The sequence below is a fragment of the Paenibacillus sp. FSL P2-0136 genome, from assembly GCF_037975325.1.
Lineage (GTDB): Bacteria > Bacillota > Bacilli > Paenibacillales > Paenibacillaceae > Paenibacillus_AQ > Paenibacillus_AQ silagei.
Genome location: NZ_CP150244.1, coordinates 799,940 through 814,724 on the forward strand (window position 1 = coordinate 799,940; position 14,785 = coordinate 814,724).

Genomic DNA, 14,785 nt, shown 5'->3' on the forward strand with positions numbered 1-14,785 from the left:
CAATGTGAACGAAACTATTGGGAGGTATGTGTGATGAAAAAGGTAAAAAAGGTAATTATCCCGGCGGCCGGGTTAGGCACACGTTTCCTTCCGGCGACCAAGGCAATGCCCAAGGAAATGCTGCCTATTATCAACAAACCGACGATCCAGTATATCGTGGAGGAGGCCATTGCCTCCGGGATTGAAGACATCATCATTGTTACCGGTAAGGGAAAGCGGGCGATCGAGGATCATTTCGACAACGCCTTTGAGCTTGAATCCCGGCTGCTGGAGGACGGTAAGCTGGAGCTGCTCAAAGAGGTACAGCGGTCCTCCAAGGTGGAAATTCACTACATCCGGCAAAAGGAACCCAAGGGTCTCGGCCATGCCGTATGGTGTGCCAGACGGTTCATCGGCGATGAGCCATTCGGCGTTATGCTCGGCGATGATATTGTAACCGGACAGGTCCCTTGCCTGAAGCAGCTGATCGACCAGTATGAGGAGACCCAGAACTCGGTGATTGGGGTACAGGTTATCCCGGATGAATTCACGAACCGCTACGGGATTATCGAGCCGGATCTGCAAGACGGGAAGCTCTACCGGGTGAACAACTTCGTGGAGAAGCCGGCACTTGGCACGGCGCCTTCCAATCTGGCGATCATGGGCCGCTATGTCTTTACCCCTAAGATCTTCAAGTATCTCGATCTTCAGGAGAAGGGTGCGGGCGGTGAGATCCAGCTGACGGATGCCATTCAGAAGCTGAACCAAAGCGAACGTGTCTATGCTTATAACTTCGACGGTACCAGATATGATGTCGGTGAACGGCTCGGTTACATTTTGACGACACTGGAATTTGCCTTAGAGAGCGAGGATCTGCGTTATCAGGTCATGGATGCTATGGCAGAATGGTTAAAAAAAGCGGGACAGACCTCGGTCAGCGGCTGAGACGGTTCCCCGAAAGCGGGCGACACAAGCCGGAGTCAAGAAGTAAGGCTGCATAAACCTTAACGAGAAATGAGGAGAGATGAGCATGCAAAAACTGCCGGAAGACTATGAGGCCGTCCTGCCGAAACTTTACATGCTGCATTCGGGTGAAGAAAGCAAGGGAATGGAGTCCTATCTGGTCATGAAGCGGATCATCGACATCTTGTTCTCTGCCCTGGGGCTGCTGTTCCTGCTCCCGCTCTTCGCAGTGGTGGCTGTCCTGATTAAGCTGGAAGATCCGAAGGGCAAGGTGTTCTTCCGCCAAATGCGGGTCGGCAAGGACGAGAAGCTGTTCCCCATGTACAAGTTCAGATCCATGGTCGCTAATGCCGAGGAGCTGAAGGAGAGTCTCATGGCCTATAACGAAGTAAGCGGCGCGATGTTCAAGATCAAGAATGATCCCCGTATTACACGGATTGGAAAATTCATGCGCAAGACCAGTATTGATGAACTGCCGCAGCTCTGGAACGTGCTGATGGGGCATATGAGTCTGGTGGGTCCCCGTCCTCCGCTCGTTGAAGAGGTGGAGCAGTACACGGAATACGACAAGCAGCGGCTGATGGTAACCCCCGGCTGCACCGGCTACTGGCAGGTAAATGCCAGAAACAGCGTCGGCTTCGACGAGATGGTTCAGCTGGACCTCACGTATATCCACATGCGCAGCACGATGCTGGATCTGAAGATTATTGTCAAGACTGGCCTGATGCTGCTAGGTTCCAAAAATGCTTATTAAAAATATGGGAATTAGGTGATGCCGATGTTCGTACACGGAGATGGACCTGAGATTTCCATTATCATATGCACCTATAACCGGTCGGCGCTGCTGGTGAAGACTCTTCATTCACTGCTGCCGCTGGAGAATTTGCACCAGGCCGAGATCATCGTCGTGGATAACCAGTCCACGGATGATACGGCGGCCGCCATTAAGGGGTTCATCGAAACCTATGGTGCGGATATGGATATCCGTTATCTGCTGGAGCCGGTTCAAGGGCTGTCAGCAGCCCGGAACACAGGAATTCTGGCTTCCAAATCGCAGCTCATCGCTTTCCTGGATGATGATGCGATCCCCTGCCGGACCTGGATTACAACCATTGTGAACACCTTTGCGGATAAGCCGGAGGTGATGGCTATGGGCGGCAGGATTGCTCCGATCTTCGAGAGCAAGCGCCCGGATTGGCTGATCAAGCCGTTCGAGCTTCCTTATACGATTGTCGATCTGGGGAGCCGGATTAAAGAGTATCCGAAGCGGCTTCACCCTTGCGGTGCCAATATGGCGATGCGCAAGCCGGTATTCGATATCAGCCTGTTCCCGCTGGAGCTGGGCCGCAAGGGCGATTCGCTGCTATCGGGTGAAGAGACTTGGCTGTTCAGCCAGCTGCAGCAGGAAGGGCATTCCATTCTCTATCATCCCGAGATGGCCGTGGATCATTTCGTTCCGGCGAACCGGCTGACGGAGGACTGGATCATGAAGCGGTATTACAGCCAAGGCATATCGAACGCTATGAAGAGTGAAGGAATGAAAGGGCATCTGCTGCTCCTGGGCAAGACAGGCGCCAAAGTCATCTACATCCTGGCAGATTCCGTTCTATCCCGCAGTAAGGGAAGGAAGCTGCTGAATAAATGCCGGCTGGAGAGTATTCGCGGAACTCTTCATATGATTCTTAACCGGAAGAGGGAATCCGCAGCGGGGTGAGGGGAGGTACGCGCGATGACCCATTTTGAATGGGGCTCCAAAATCAATAGTCTGCCATACGGAATGCTCTATCTCGTAACAGCACTGTTCCTGGGAACAGCTGTCATCTTCCAGCCGGTCATCGCAGTAGCAGCCGTATTCTTCATTTTGCTGCTGGTTGCCTCCCTATCACGCCCTGAACTGATCAGCTATTTCGTTCTGCTGACCACGGCGGTCTCGATTAACTTCTTGTACAGCGGAAGTATGTTCGGTATTGAGATCCTGTCGCTCTACAAGCTGGTTATTCTGATGCTGCTGGTGCCGTGTATCCTGGTCAATGGCCTCAGGTTCAAGCTCAGTCCTCCCTTATGGGCGATGCTGGCCCTGATTCTGCTCACCTTCAGCTTCTCCATCTGGCTGCCGGAGATGAGCACATCGATTGCGGTCAAAGCCTTCATCGGACTGTCTCTGCCCTTCGTGCTTTTGCTGATCAACTGGAAGAAGGAGGTCGCCGAGAAGCAGATTCGGATCATTACCCTGCTGCCGTTGGTCAGCATGCTGCTGGGCGTGGTGCTCCAGGCTGCGAATATACATTCACTGGTAGCCGTTGAGTTCACAGGCGCGGTTCGGGTGCAGGGGGCGAACATACCGCCTCACCTGGCGATGCTGGCCTTCATGGGAGTAGCGATCGCGTTCATCGAGATCAAGCGCAGTCCGCAGTATACCCGGTTCAATTACATCATGCTGGGGCTGAATTTCTTGATTCTGGTGATTACAGGCACGCGGGGGCCGATTCTCGCCCTGGTGCTGATGGTGCTCTATTACTTCTATGATATCTCCCGTGCTTTTCTGAAGGGGAAGAAGAGATTTCTGATCCCGCTGCTGTGTTCACTGCTGGTCATCACCTCGGCAGTATACATGCAGCTGGACAACATCAAGAAGCGCTCCTTCGAACGGACGACTGAGACGGGAATTGACCTGTCGGGGCGGGCGGAGGCCTGGGAGTACTTCCTGAACAAGGCGGCGGATTCGCCGTTGGCAGGACGGGGGCTTGGAGCCGTAACGGTGGCGAATGACGGAACGCTCTACGGAGGGTTCGTGGTTCCGCATAACGAATATATCCGCTTTTATTACGATGGGGGATACGTTGGTGCCATCCTGCTGCTGCTGTCCTTGCTCGCTGTGTTTCTTATGGTATACAGAGTTCTTTTGCCGGCGGTCAAACCTTATTATTCTCTCTTTATTGCAGCATTTCTGATCTATTCTTTCACGGATAACACGCTGTCGACGGTCCAATTCATCATTCCGTTCTGTTGGTACCTGAACTGCCTGTATCGATCTTCACAGCTGGCCGATTCCCCACAAAAAGAAGTGATACGATGAACCAAGTGAACATGTTCGATGTCAATTTCGATAACTATGATTTCATGGATCTGCTGGATTATATCGACAGAACCATTCAGGAGAGGAACCAATCCTACATCCTGACCTGTAACGTCGACCATGTGATCAAGCTGCGCAAGGATAAAGAGTTCCGGGAAGTGTACTCCGAAGCAGGTGCCGTAGTCGCGGACGGGATGCCGATTATCTGGGCGTCCAAGATGCTCGGCAAGCCGCTGAAGCAAAAGGTGTCCGGCGCAGACCTGTTCAGCCGCCTGGGCAATGCGTTCGAGCAAAGGCAATACCGGTTGTTCTTCCTCGGTGCCGCCGAGGGTGTGGCGGAGCAGGCTACGAAGAATCTGAAGGCCGCCTTCCCGGGGATTAACGTCGTGGGCTGTTACTCTCCTTCCTACGGCTTCGAACACAACGAAGAAGAGAACCGGCATATTATCCGGCTGCTGACCGAGAGCCAGCCCGATATCGTGTTCGTAGGGGTAGGCGCACCGAAGCAGGAGAAGTGGATCTACCGTCACTATACCTCCTACCAGGCGCCGGTCTCCATCGGCGTAGGTGCAACCTTCGACTTCCTGTCCGGATCGGTGAAGCGGGCACCGGATTTCATGCAGCGAACCGGCATGGAGTGGCTATGGAGACTTAGCCAGGAGCCGGGCCGGTTATGGAAAAGATACCTTGTCGACGATGCCCAGTTCCTGGTGCTGCTGCTCAAGGAGCTGCGCAAACGGGGCAAGGTGAAGAACAGCAGTACGGATACGGATTGAAGAAAGCGGCGAAAGACGGGAGGCAGGGAATGAAGATGCTAAGCAGAGATGAGAATAGTCTGAATCTTCCATCGGCACAAGCTGTGAAGTCGGCTGTAATGATGACCTTGATCTGCGCCTCGGCGCTGGCCCTGCCGCTTGCGATCGGCTTCGCCAGTGCGAACCTGAGCGCGTCGAACAGCCTGCAGGGCATCATTCTGGCAGGCATCCTCTTTCCGGCCTTGCTGCTGGCCTTGCTGAATACACGGATGCTGATTCCGTACACTCTGCTGATCTGGGCGGTTGCCCCGGAGCTGCGGCGGATTGCAGACTGGTACGAAGGTGTGTACCATTCCGTCTCTCTACTCAGTCTGGCCCCGCTGCTGACCGGAGCGACCTTAGCTATTCCGGTGCTGCGGGAAATTCACCGGATTCGCAAGTCCTCCACCCGAATCATGCTGTTGTTCTCCATCGCACTGGCCTACGGCGCATTGATTGGTCTGGCGAAGAACGGCATCGGCTCGGTATACGATCTGGCGAATTACATCGTACCGCTGCTGCTGATTCCTTTCTTCGCGGTCACGCCGTTTAAGCCGAAGGATATCGACCGGCTGCTGTACGCTTTTGCCAACATTGCTGTGCTGGTTGCCGTTTACGGGATCGTGCAGTATCTGACCGTTCCTCCCTGGGACGCCTTCTGGATGCGGAACGCCGATATGATCTCCATCGGGACTCCCTATCCGCTGGAGATCCGGGTCTTCTCGACCCTGAACTCCCCAGGTCCGGCTGCAACCTTCCTGGTCTTCGCCCTGGTGCCGATGATTCTGGAGAAAAGATGGCAGGGTACCCTGCGCTGGCTCGGTGTTCTGCTCGTAGTAGTCTGCCTGCTGACTACGCTCGTCCGGTCCGCATGGCTGGTCCTGCTGGTGATGCTGCTGGTCTACATCGCATCCTCTCCCTCCAAGGGCAAATGGAAGACGCTGCTCCAGCTCGCATTCGTGGCAGCCGCGCTGTTCTGGATTGTTCCGAAGCTGCCTGGAGCAGAGGGGCTGGTGGCCCGGATGGAGACCCTGACCTCCGTGCAGGAGGATCATTCCTACAATGAACGCCTCAGCCTCTGGACCAACATGCTGCCCATGGTGGCAGGCAATCCGGTAGGGCAGGGGATCGGCAGTGTTGGCCAGGGCACCAAGCTTGGCAACGGCGGAGAGCTGGGGGAATACGGCAATATGGATAACGGCTTCATCGCGCTGCTGCTGACCTTCGGTGTACTAGGCGCATTGTTTTTCTTCGGAGCGCTCGGTGCGGTCATCAAGGAGATCGGCGCCAGAGTCACCCGCAGGAATGAACTTCAGCCTTACGCCAGACTGGCGCTGGCGGCGTGGATGGGAGCTGTAGCCAGCCTGATATCGGATAACGGCTTTCCCGGTCTTAAGGGGTATCTGATCTGGATGCTGATCGGACTTGGCCTCAGTGCCAAGGAGCTCAATCAAAGCAGAAAGAAGGGACTACCGCATGCAGCAGTCAAGCGCCAAATCACTACCCGCTAACCGGGTATGGTCCACCTTCCGGAGATTCACGAAGAGTAAGGACAATAGCTCGGCTGCTGTCAAAACGATGTTCGTCAGCGTACTGATCCTGCTGGTCAATATGCTGACCGGCGTACTGACCGCCCGTTATCTCGGTCCGACCGGCCGGGGGGAGCAGACAGCGATGGTGAACTGGTCGCAGTTCCTGGCCTTCAGCATGAGCTTCGGCATTCCCTCGGCGCTGATCTACAACGCCAAGAAGAATCCGCAGGAAGCCGGGGTGCTGTACCGGATCGCCCTGCTGATCGGCCTGACATTCGGAACCATCGCCATGACAGTCGGGATACTCGTGCTGCCTTATTGGCTGGGGTCGTTCAGTCATGAGGTAGTGGTCTTCGCCCAGTGGTCGATGATTCTCTGCCCGCTGATTGTGGTGTCGCAGATCAACAACGCGGCCTTCCAGTTCAGAGGGGATTACAAGACCTTCAACTGGATGCGGTATCTGGTGCCGCTGCTGACACTGGGGGCTATCGGGATTCTGATCCTGACCGGCTACATGAATCCTTATACAACTGCACTGTCCTATCTGGTGCCATCGGTTCCGCTGTTCATCGGGATGACCATCCTGCTGCTGCGGACCTACAAGGTCAAGCTCCGGGATTCCTATCTTAATTTCAAAAGATTGTTCACCTACGGTCTGGGCTCCTACGGAAACGACCTGCTTGGACAATTCTCGGTATACATAGACCAGATCATCATTGCCGGATTGCTCAGACCGGCAGATCTGGGGCTCTATGCGGTAGCGGTAAGCCTGTCGCGTATGGTGAACTTCTTCGCGAATTCGATCACGGTGGTGCTCTTCCCGAAGGCCTCCGAGATGTCGAAGGACGAAGCGGTTGCCCTTACCTTCAAGGCTTTCCGGATCAGTACTACCTGTACTCTGCTAGGCGCAGTGTTCCTGATGCTGGTAGCGCCCTTTGTCATCCCGCTGCTCTACGGCAAGGATTTCAATACCGCGCTTACCGTGTTCCGCCTGCTGCTGCTGGAAGTAACCATCAGCGGCGGGACGCTGATTCTGGCTCAGGTGTTCATGGCGCTGGGCAAGCCGAAGTTCGTATCCATCCTGCAGGGGGTCGGCCTGATCCTCGTGATTCCGCTGCTCTTCCTGCTGGTGCCGAAGTTCGGATTGTTCGGAGCCGGGGTGGCTATGCTCTCATCGGCTGTGCTGCGGTTCCTGTTCATTATTCTCAATATCAGGTACAACCTGAAGGTTAAGCTTCCGCGGCTGCTCATTAACGCCCAGGACCTTCAGTGGATGAAGACGACGATGAATTCGTATATTCGCAAGAAACCTATGGATGTGTAGCAGTTAAGTAACTAGTTGTTTTGGCGAGCCGAGTACACGAGGCGAGCCCTTATCTGCTTAAAAAACCAAGGGACGGTGTTTGGAGAAGCGCAGAGAAAATTTGGAGCTGTAGGAGCGTTAGCGTCCGCCTTTGTTCTCTGATTTCACCCGCTATCAGCGGTCCAATCAAGGAAATCAGAGAACAACAGCGGCCGGAAGCCCAAACTTTTCTCGCAGCGACGACACACGCCGGACCCTACCAGGCAAAGGAGGATACCTATCATGGATTCAGTAACAAGCGTGCTTGGCGGCCGGGGCAGCTACCCGATCTCGGCGGTCATCATTGCCCAGGACGACGAAGTTCGGATATCCAAAGCGATTCAGTCCTGCCGGTTATTCGCCGATGAGGTGGTCGTAATCGACGGAGGAAGCAAAGACGGGACTGTAGGGCTATCCGAGAGCCTCGGATGCCGGGTGTATGTCAACCCCTGGCCCGGATATGCGAAGCAAAGGGAATTCGGAGTGGAACGTGCCATCCATGATTGGGTCTTTCTAATTGATACTGACGAAGTGGTCAGCGAGGAGCTGGCCCGGGATATCCTGGAGCGCAAGCCGGGACTGACCGATGCTACGGTCGCGTTCTCGCTGTACCGGATTGGCGACTTCCTAGGCAAATGGCTGGATAAAGGCGAGTATCTGGTGCGGCTGTATAACCGCAAGGAATACGGTATCCGCAACTCTCTGGTGCATGAGATGCCAGAGGTGTCCGAGGAACGGACCGTGAAGCTGAACGGAACGCTGTGGCATCAAGGCTTCCGCAGCATCAACGATCATGTCGCCCGGTTCAACAAATACACCGATCTGGAAGCAGAGAGTGCATTCGCCAGCGGCAAGCCATTCAAGCTGAGCCACCTGCTGCTGCGTCCGCCGGCTCGGTTCCTGCAGAAGTATTTCCTGCATGGCCTGTTCAAGAAAGGCATCTCGGGCTTCGCGGTATCCGTCTTCTGGGTGATGTATGAATTCATGGTCGGCTTCAAGCATTACGAATTGCACAGCGCAGGCAGGCTGGCCCGGCATAACGAAGCGGGTCAGGCCGAGAAGGAGAACAAGGGGGAGAGAAGCTATGTCGTACAATGACGGACTCAACATTATGACGACCGGCCTCAGCTGGCCCTCGTTACAGCCCGGAGGACTGAACACCTATTTCAAATCCGTGTGTGAACAGCTCTCTTCACGGAACCGGGTGCATGCCCTGATCTGCAGCCAAGAAACACCGGAGACGCCGAAGGAACTGATCATTCACAATGCCGGTGATCCGAAGGAGACGATCTGGAAGCGCAAGGATGCCTTCCAGCGCAAGGCGGCCTCCCTGATGGGGGATGGCAGCGGGCGGATTGATATTCTCTACACCCACTTCGCCCCTTACGGCATCGGGCCGGCAATTGAAGCGAAGAAGCGGGGGATTCCGGTCATCATGACCTTCCACGGCCCGTGGAACGAAGAGATGAAGATCGAAGGTCAAGGTATCAAGCATAAGGTCAAAACAACGATTGCCAAATCGATAGAACATAAGGCTTACAAGCTGGCGGACAAATTCATCGTCCTCAGCGATTACTTCCGTAACATGCTGCACGAACTGCATGGTGTACCGCTGCATAAGATTACTGTCATTCCGGGAGCGGCCAATGTCGAGCGGTTCACGCCCGCGACGAACCGGCTGGCGATCCGCCGGACGCTGAATCTGCCGGAAGGCGCAACAACGGTCCTGACCGTCCGCCGGCTGATGAACCGGATGGGGTTGCTGCAACTGCTGGAAGCCTGGAAGCAGGTGGCAGAGCGGTTCCCGAACGCAATTCTGCTGATCGGGGGCAAGGGCCCGCTGCGCGGGGAGCTGGAAGAGCGGATCGCCGATTACGGGCTGGGCAACAAGGTCCGGCTGCTCGGGTACATTCCCGATCATGAGCTGGCCTCCTATTATCAGGCGGCAGATATGTTCGTTGTTCCTTCCCAGGCACTGGAAGGCTTCGGCCTGATCACCGTTGAAGCCTTGGCCTCGGGGCTGCCGGTGATGGCTACGCCGGTCGGCGGCAACAAGGAGATCCTCCAGGGCTTCCGGCCTGAGCTGCTGTTCAAGAGTGCAGCCAGTGAGGATATGGCGGAAGGCATGATTCATATGCTGAGCAACCGCAAGCTGCTGCCGGGCCGGGACGAATGCCGGAATCATGTGCTGGAGAAGTACACCTGGCAGCATGTGGGCGACAAGATTGAATCTGTATTCCTCGAAACCTTGGGAAAGGGTGTGAGCGTAGGATGATCAAAGTCGCTTATATCGACCACACCGCCAAATGGAGCGGGGGCGAGGTTGCCTTGTTCAACATCCTCACCAACATTGGTGAGCAGATTGAGCCGCTGGTGATCCTGGCGGAGGAAGGCACGCTTGCCGAACGTCTGCGGGAGAAGGGCATCGATGTCCGCATTATCCCGCTGGATGAGAGCATCCGCAGCCGCGGCCGCAATGCCGTGAATCTCGGGGCTCCGGCGGCTGCAATGAAGCTGCTGGCTTATGGCCGTAAGCTGGCTCCGCTGCTAAAGGAAGAGAAGGTGGATTGCGTGCATACCAATTCCCTGAAATCGGCCTTTTACGGAGCTGTTGCTGCCAAAAAAGCAGGTGTGCCGCTGATCTGGCACATCCGGGATCACATCGGGGCGCCTTATCTGAAGCCGGTTGTCGCCAAGGCGATCCGGCTGCTGTCACGCCTGCTGCCCAACGGGGTCATTGCCAATTCCCACTCCACGCTGAATGCACTGGAGCTGCCGCGCTCGAAGAAGACGCTGGTCGTCTACTCGGCCTTCGCCAAGGCGATCGGTGAAGGGATCGGCCGGCGGGACCGGAAGGACTTCAACGTCCTGCTGGTCGGGCGGCTCGCCCACTGGAAAGGCCAGCATATTGTGCTGGAAGCGGCCAAGGCCTTCAAGCAGGACAGCCGCGTGAAATTCTGGCTGGCCGGTGACGCTCTGTTCGGGGAGGAAGAATACAAGCAGGAATTAATTGCGCAGATGCAGCAGGGGGACATCACCAATGTCAGCCTGCTGGGTCATGTAGATGATATACAAGGACTCATGAACCAAGCGGATTTACTGATTCATACGTCGATCACTCCTGAGCCGTTCGGCCAGGTCATCGTCGAAGGCATGGCAGCCGGACTGCCGGTGATTGCCTCCAATGAAGGCGGACCGGTGGAGATCGTGGTTCCTGGTGAGACAGGACTGCTGATCCAGCCGGGAGATGCTACTGTACTTGCAGACTCCATCACCTGGATGCTGAACCATCCCGAAGAGCGTAGACGGATGGCGGACAATGGAATGAGACGGGTGAAAGAGCATTTTGTCATCGAGAACACGGTCAAGGATATTGTCGCTTACTACAAAGGTCTGCTGGCAGTCACCTGACCTTCCCGCTCCATAATGCTTAAGGCTTGCATCATATCTGTCTCTAGCCATGCGTGTACTGCTTAATGATGCTGCTCCATAAAACTTTGAGGATGATTCACATGAAAATTGCGATCGCGCACGATTATTTAATCCAGATGGGCGGGGCGGAACGGGTGGTGGAGGTTTTCCATCACATGTACCCGGAAGCTCCGATTTTCACAACGGTTTTTAACGGAAGCCGCCTGACCGATAACCTCAAAGATGCCGATATCCGGGCCTCCTGGCTGCAGAAGATTCCGGGAGTGAAGCGTAACTTCAAAGGGGTGCTCCCGCTCTACCCCATGGCTGTCCGCGATTTGGACTTCAGCGGGTATGATATCGTTCTTAGCTCCAGCAGTGCTTTTATGAAAAGCATCCAGGTGCCCGAGTCCACCTTCCATCTGTGCTACTGTCATACGCCGATGCGTTTCGCCTGGGACTATGACACATACATGGAGCGGCAATCGAATTCCGGGTTATTCAAAAGACTGCTCAAGGTGTATATGCAGCGGCTCAAGAACTGGGATCAGCGCACCTCCAAAAATGTGAACCAGTTCGTCGCCAACTCCTCAGTCGTGAAGACGCGGATTCAGAATTATTACCACCGGGATTCCGATGTGATTTTCCCGCCCATCAATACGGCCCGCTTCTCCAGCTCTACGAGCATCGGCGATTATTATCTGATTGTCTCGCGGCTGGTCTCCTACAAGCGGATCGATCTGGCGGTGGAGGCGTTCAACCGTAACGGGCTCAAGCTGTATATTGTCGGGGACGGACCGGACAGGAAGCGTCTGGAAGGCATGGCCAAGGGGAACGTTTCGTTTCTGGGCCGGCTGGAGGATGAGGAAGTCACAGGGCTGATGTCCCAGTGCCGGGCGTTTGTTTTCCCGGGGGAAGAGGATTTCGGCATCACGCCGCTGGAGGCGAATGCTGCTGGAAGACCGGTCATCGCCTATCAGGCCGGGGGAGCGCTGGACACGATTATTCCATACGTTAACGGCGTGTTTTTCCAGCATCAGGAAGTTGATGATTTGCTTAAGGCCATTGATGAGGTGGAGTCCTATGCGTGGGATATCGACCAGATTATGGGCCATGCACGCAAATTCGATGAGCAGGCGTTTATGGTTCAGTTCAAGCAGTATGTGGAACAGGCCTACGTCAATTTCCTAAAAGGAGGATGAAAGTATGAAACTCGCAGTGATTGGTACCGGCTATGTAGGACTTGTATCAGGCGTATGCTTTACCCTAAATGGAAATCATGTCATCTGTGTGGATAAGGATGAACAGAAGATCGAGAAGCTGAACCGGATGGAATCCCCTATTTATGAGCCGGGTATTGAAGCCCTGATCGAAATGAATCTGCGCGAGGGGCGGCTGAGCTTCTCGTCCGATCTTCAGGAGTCGGTCCGCCGCTCCGATATCGTCATTCTTGCTGTGGGTACACCTTCTCTGCCGGGCGGCGAAGCCGACCTGAGATATATCGAAGGGGCCGCTGCCGAGATTGCGCAGGCGATGGAAGGCTATAAGATCATTATGACCAAGTCGACCGTCCCTGTTGGAACCAATGAGCGTATCCGCCAGCTGATCTCCTCCCTCACGAATCATCCCTTCGATATCGTCTCTGCGCCTGAATTCCTCCGTGAAGGCTCTGCCATCCGCGACACGCTTCATCCCGACCGGATCGTAATCGGACTGGATAATCAGGCGCTTGAGCCGACTATGCGCGAGCTGCATAAGGGCTTCACAGAGAATGTATTCGTCACGGATATCCGCAGCGCCGAGATGATCAAATATGCCTCGAATGCTTTTCTGGCGACGAAGATCTCCTTCATTAATGAGATTGCCAACATTTGCGAAAAGGTAGGAGCGGATGTCACCGAAGTCGCAGGCGGCATGGGGATGGACCAGAGAATCGGTGCGACCTTCCTGCAGGCCGGTATCGGCTATGGCGGCTCCTGCTTCCCGAAGGATACCAATGCGCTGATCCAGATTGCCGGGAATGTGGATTATGAGTTCAAGCTGCTCAAATCCGTCGTTGAAGTCAATAAAGGCCAGCGCTTCATGATTATCTCCAAGCTCCATGAATCGCTCGGCAGCCTGCGCGGCGCGGTCATCGGCATCTGGGGGCTTGCCTTCAAGCCCAATACCGATGATGTCCGCGAAGCCCCAGCCCGTGAGATCGTCGAGGCGCTGGTCGCCGAGGGCGCCATAGTGAAGCTGTACGATCCCATCGCCGCCGAGAACTTCCGCAAGGAATATGATCACCCGCAGCTCCGCTGGTGCGGACTGGCCGAAGAGGCAGCCGAAGGCAGCGATGCTGTCTGCCTGCTGACCGACTGGAGCCAGTTCAAGGAGATCAACCTGCACCAGCTTGCCGGAACCATGCGCCGCCAGGTGCTGATCGACGGCCGCAACGTCTATACCAAAGAGCAGATCGAAGGCACCGGCCTCGAATATATCTCCGTCGGCCGCCCGCAGATGGGCGGGCTTAGCGGATTCTCCGCCAGCGTGGCTGGCGCGGTGTAGACCGGCAATCCACTTGATGCGTTACGGCGATAAATCCCATTGAATGCGCCGAAAGTGGGCTGGATGGCGAAATGAGAGGGATAAATCCCATTAAAAGCGCCGAAAGTGGGCTGGACGGCGAAATGAGAGGGATAAATCCCATTAAATGCGCCGAAAGCGGGCTGGACGGCGAAATGAGAGGGATAAATCCCATTAAATGCGCCGAAAGCGGGCTGGACGGCGAAATGAAGAGTATAAGTACCCTTGATTTATCGAATGCTGGCCGAATGGAGCAAATGAGGAGCACAAATGTCCCTGGTTTCCCGAATTCGAGCCAAATGGAGCAAATGAGGAGCACAAATGCCCCTGATTTCCCGGATGCGGGCCAAATGGAGCAAATGAGGAGCAGAAGTGCCCTTGATTTCCCGGGTGCGGGCCAAATGGAGCAAATGAGGAGCAGAAGTGCCCCTGATTTCCCGGATGCGGACTAAATGGAGCAAATGAGGAGCAGAAGTGCCCCTGATTTCCCGGATGCGGGCCAAATGGAGCAAATGAGGAGCACTAGTGTCTAGTACTTAACTAACCAGCTTCTGCCGCCGCGAACTTGTGCGGCTAGCCCTTGGCACAAGAGTCTTGAATCCAGGTCTTGAATTCCGGTCTTGAATTCCATTGTCTTGGAACTCTTGTTCTCTCCAGCTGCTAGGTCAGCGGCGACGCCTTGGAACAAGCGGCACTTAAGAGTCTTTGAGCCTTTGAATTTTTCTCCGCCGCAACAGTAGGCGGCAACCAGGGATTCAATTGTCGTGAAGGCAGGCTACCGGCAACCAGGATTCAACTGCTGCCGCGCAAGCATAGCGGCGGCCCGGCTCCCCTTGCCGCTACAACAAGCGGCAATATCGGATCTTTAGCCGGGAGCTTCGCCAGCGGGCGAAGCGGATATAAAATCACAAGCCTGTTATGAAATGGAGCGGAGAGGAATTTTGGAGCTGTAGGAGCGTTAGCGTCCGCCTTTGTCTCCGGATGTTATCTGCTGCAAGCAATATAATCAACAACATCTGGAGACAACAGCGGCCGTAAGCCCAAAATTCCTTGCAGCGACCCTCATAACAGGCGGGATTTTAACTCACAGCTCCGCAACAAGAAATACCCAATAACAATACGA

Annotated in this window: 12 protein-coding genes; all 12 read left to right on the forward strand. The window is 55.1% G+C overall.

What is annotated here, in order from left to right; all coding sequences use genetic code 11:
• Window positions 1–33: 33 nt before the first annotated feature.
• The 12 genes from galU (at window position 34) to NYE26_RS03380 (ending at window position 13,644) form a co-directional block, all read left to right on the forward strand.
• The gene (gene galU / locus NYE26_RS03325) at window positions 34–924 is read left to right on the forward strand and encodes a UTP--glucose-1-phosphate uridylyltransferase GalU (RefSeq protein WP_339253876.1); all 891 of its coding nucleotides are present in this window, start codon (window positions 34–36) and stop codon (window positions 922–924) included.
• A 79-nt stretch (window positions 925–1,003) separates the two neighbouring features.
• Window positions 1,004–1,696 carry a sugar transferase gene (locus tag NYE26_RS03330; RefSeq protein WP_339253877.1) on the forward strand — a complete coding sequence of 231 codons (693 nt, stop codon included), beginning with the start codon at window positions 1,004–1,006 and terminating at the stop codon, window positions 1,694–1,696.
• Window positions 1,697–1,720: 24 nt separating this feature from the next.
• On the forward strand, window positions 1,721–2,656 hold the full coding sequence (locus NYE26_RS03335) for a glycosyltransferase (protein ID WP_209879411.1): 936 nt from the start codon (window positions 1,721–1,723) through the stop codon (window positions 2,654–2,656).
• A gap of 15 nt (window positions 2,657–2,671) precedes the next feature.
• On the forward strand, window positions 2,672–4,018 hold the full coding sequence (locus NYE26_RS03340) for an O-antigen ligase family protein (RefSeq protein WP_339253878.1): 1,347 nt from the start codon (window positions 2,672–2,674) through the stop codon (window positions 4,016–4,018).
• On the forward strand, window positions 4,015–4,794 hold the full coding sequence (locus NYE26_RS03345; RefSeq protein WP_339253879.1) for a WecB/TagA/CpsF family glycosyltransferase: 780 nt from the start codon (window positions 4,015–4,017) through the stop codon (window positions 4,792–4,794). The genes NYE26_RS03340 and NYE26_RS03345 overlap by 4 nt, the downstream gene beginning before the upstream one ends.
• A gap of 98 nt (window positions 4,795–4,892) precedes the next feature.
• The gene (locus tag NYE26_RS03350; RefSeq protein ID WP_155991315.1) at window positions 4,893–6,323 is read left to right on the forward strand and encodes an O-antigen ligase family protein; all 1,431 of its coding nucleotides are present in this window, start codon (window positions 4,893–4,895) and stop codon (window positions 6,321–6,323) included.
• Complete coding sequence (locus tag NYE26_RS03355; protein ID WP_339253881.1) at window positions 6,289–7,668, forward strand: oligosaccharide flippase family protein; 1,380 nt, start codon at window positions 6,289–6,291, stop codon at window positions 7,666–7,668. Before NYE26_RS03350 ends, NYE26_RS03355 begins: the two co-directional genes overlap by 35 nt.
• Before the next feature lie 261 nt (window positions 7,669–7,929).
• A complete protein-coding gene (locus NYE26_RS03360) occupies window positions 7,930–8,784 on the forward strand; it encodes a glycosyltransferase family 2 protein (protein WP_036693614.1) in 855 nt (284 codons plus the stop codon).
• Complete coding sequence (locus tag NYE26_RS03365) at window positions 8,771–9,961, forward strand: glycosyltransferase family 4 protein (RefSeq protein WP_209879419.1); 1,191 nt, start codon at window positions 8,771–8,773, stop codon at window positions 9,959–9,961. The genes NYE26_RS03360 and NYE26_RS03365 overlap by 14 nt, the downstream gene beginning before the upstream one ends.
• Window positions 9,958–11,097 (forward strand): glycosyltransferase family 4 protein, encoded by a 1,140-nt coding sequence (locus NYE26_RS03370; protein WP_209879422.1) that lies wholly within the window; start codon window positions 9,958–9,960, stop codon window positions 11,095–11,097. Before NYE26_RS03365 ends, NYE26_RS03370 begins: the two co-directional genes overlap by 4 nt.
• A gap of 101 nt (window positions 11,098–11,198) precedes the next feature.
• On the forward strand, window positions 11,199–12,299 hold the full coding sequence (locus tag NYE26_RS03375; protein WP_036723418.1) for a glycosyltransferase: 1,101 nt from the start codon (window positions 11,199–11,201) through the stop codon (window positions 12,297–12,299).
• A 4-nt stretch (window positions 12,300–12,303) separates the two neighbouring features.
• Window positions 12,304–13,644 (forward strand): UDP-glucose/GDP-mannose dehydrogenase family protein, encoded by a 1,341-nt coding sequence (locus NYE26_RS03380; RefSeq protein WP_036723416.1) that lies wholly within the window; start codon window positions 12,304–12,306, stop codon window positions 13,642–13,644.
• The last annotated feature ends 1,141 nt before the right edge of the window (window positions 13,645–14,785 follow it).

Coding starts and splice junctions, on each gene's coding strand:
- NYE26_RS03375 (WP_036723418.1), top strand. CDS start 11,199: ATGAAAATTGCGATCGCGCACGATTATTTAATCCAGATGGGCGGGGCG.
- galU (WP_339253876.1), top strand. CDS start 34: ATGAAAAAGGTAAAAAAGGTAATTATCCCGGCGGCCGGGTTAGGCACA.
- NYE26_RS03340 (WP_339253878.1), top strand. CDS start 2,672: ATGACCCATTTTGAATGGGGCTCCAAAATCAATAGTCTGCCATACGGA.
- NYE26_RS03345 (WP_339253879.1), top strand. CDS start 4,015: ATGAACCAAGTGAACATGTTCGATGTCAATTTCGATAACTATGATTTC.
- NYE26_RS03380 (WP_036723416.1), top strand. CDS start 12,304: ATGAAACTCGCAGTGATTGGTACCGGCTATGTAGGACTTGTATCAGGC.
- NYE26_RS03335 (WP_209879411.1), top strand. CDS start 1,721: ATGTTCGTACACGGAGATGGACCTGAGATTTCCATTATCATATGCACC.
- NYE26_RS03370 (WP_209879422.1), top strand. CDS start 9,958: ATGATCAAAGTCGCTTATATCGACCACACCGCCAAATGGAGCGGGGGC.
- NYE26_RS03360 (WP_036693614.1), top strand. CDS start 7,930: ATGGATTCAGTAACAAGCGTGCTTGGCGGCCGGGGCAGCTACCCGATC.
- NYE26_RS03365 (WP_209879419.1), top strand. CDS start 8,771: ATGTCGTACAATGACGGACTCAACATTATGACGACCGGCCTCAGCTGG.
- NYE26_RS03330 (WP_339253877.1), top strand. CDS start 1,004: ATGAGCATGCAAAAACTGCCGGAAGACTATGAGGCCGTCCTGCCGAAA.
- NYE26_RS03350 (WP_155991315.1), top strand. CDS start 4,893: ATGATGACCTTGATCTGCGCCTCGGCGCTGGCCCTGCCGCTTGCGATC.
- NYE26_RS03355 (WP_339253881.1), top strand. CDS start 6,289: ATGCAGCAGTCAAGCGCCAAATCACTACCCGCTAACCGGGTATGGTCC.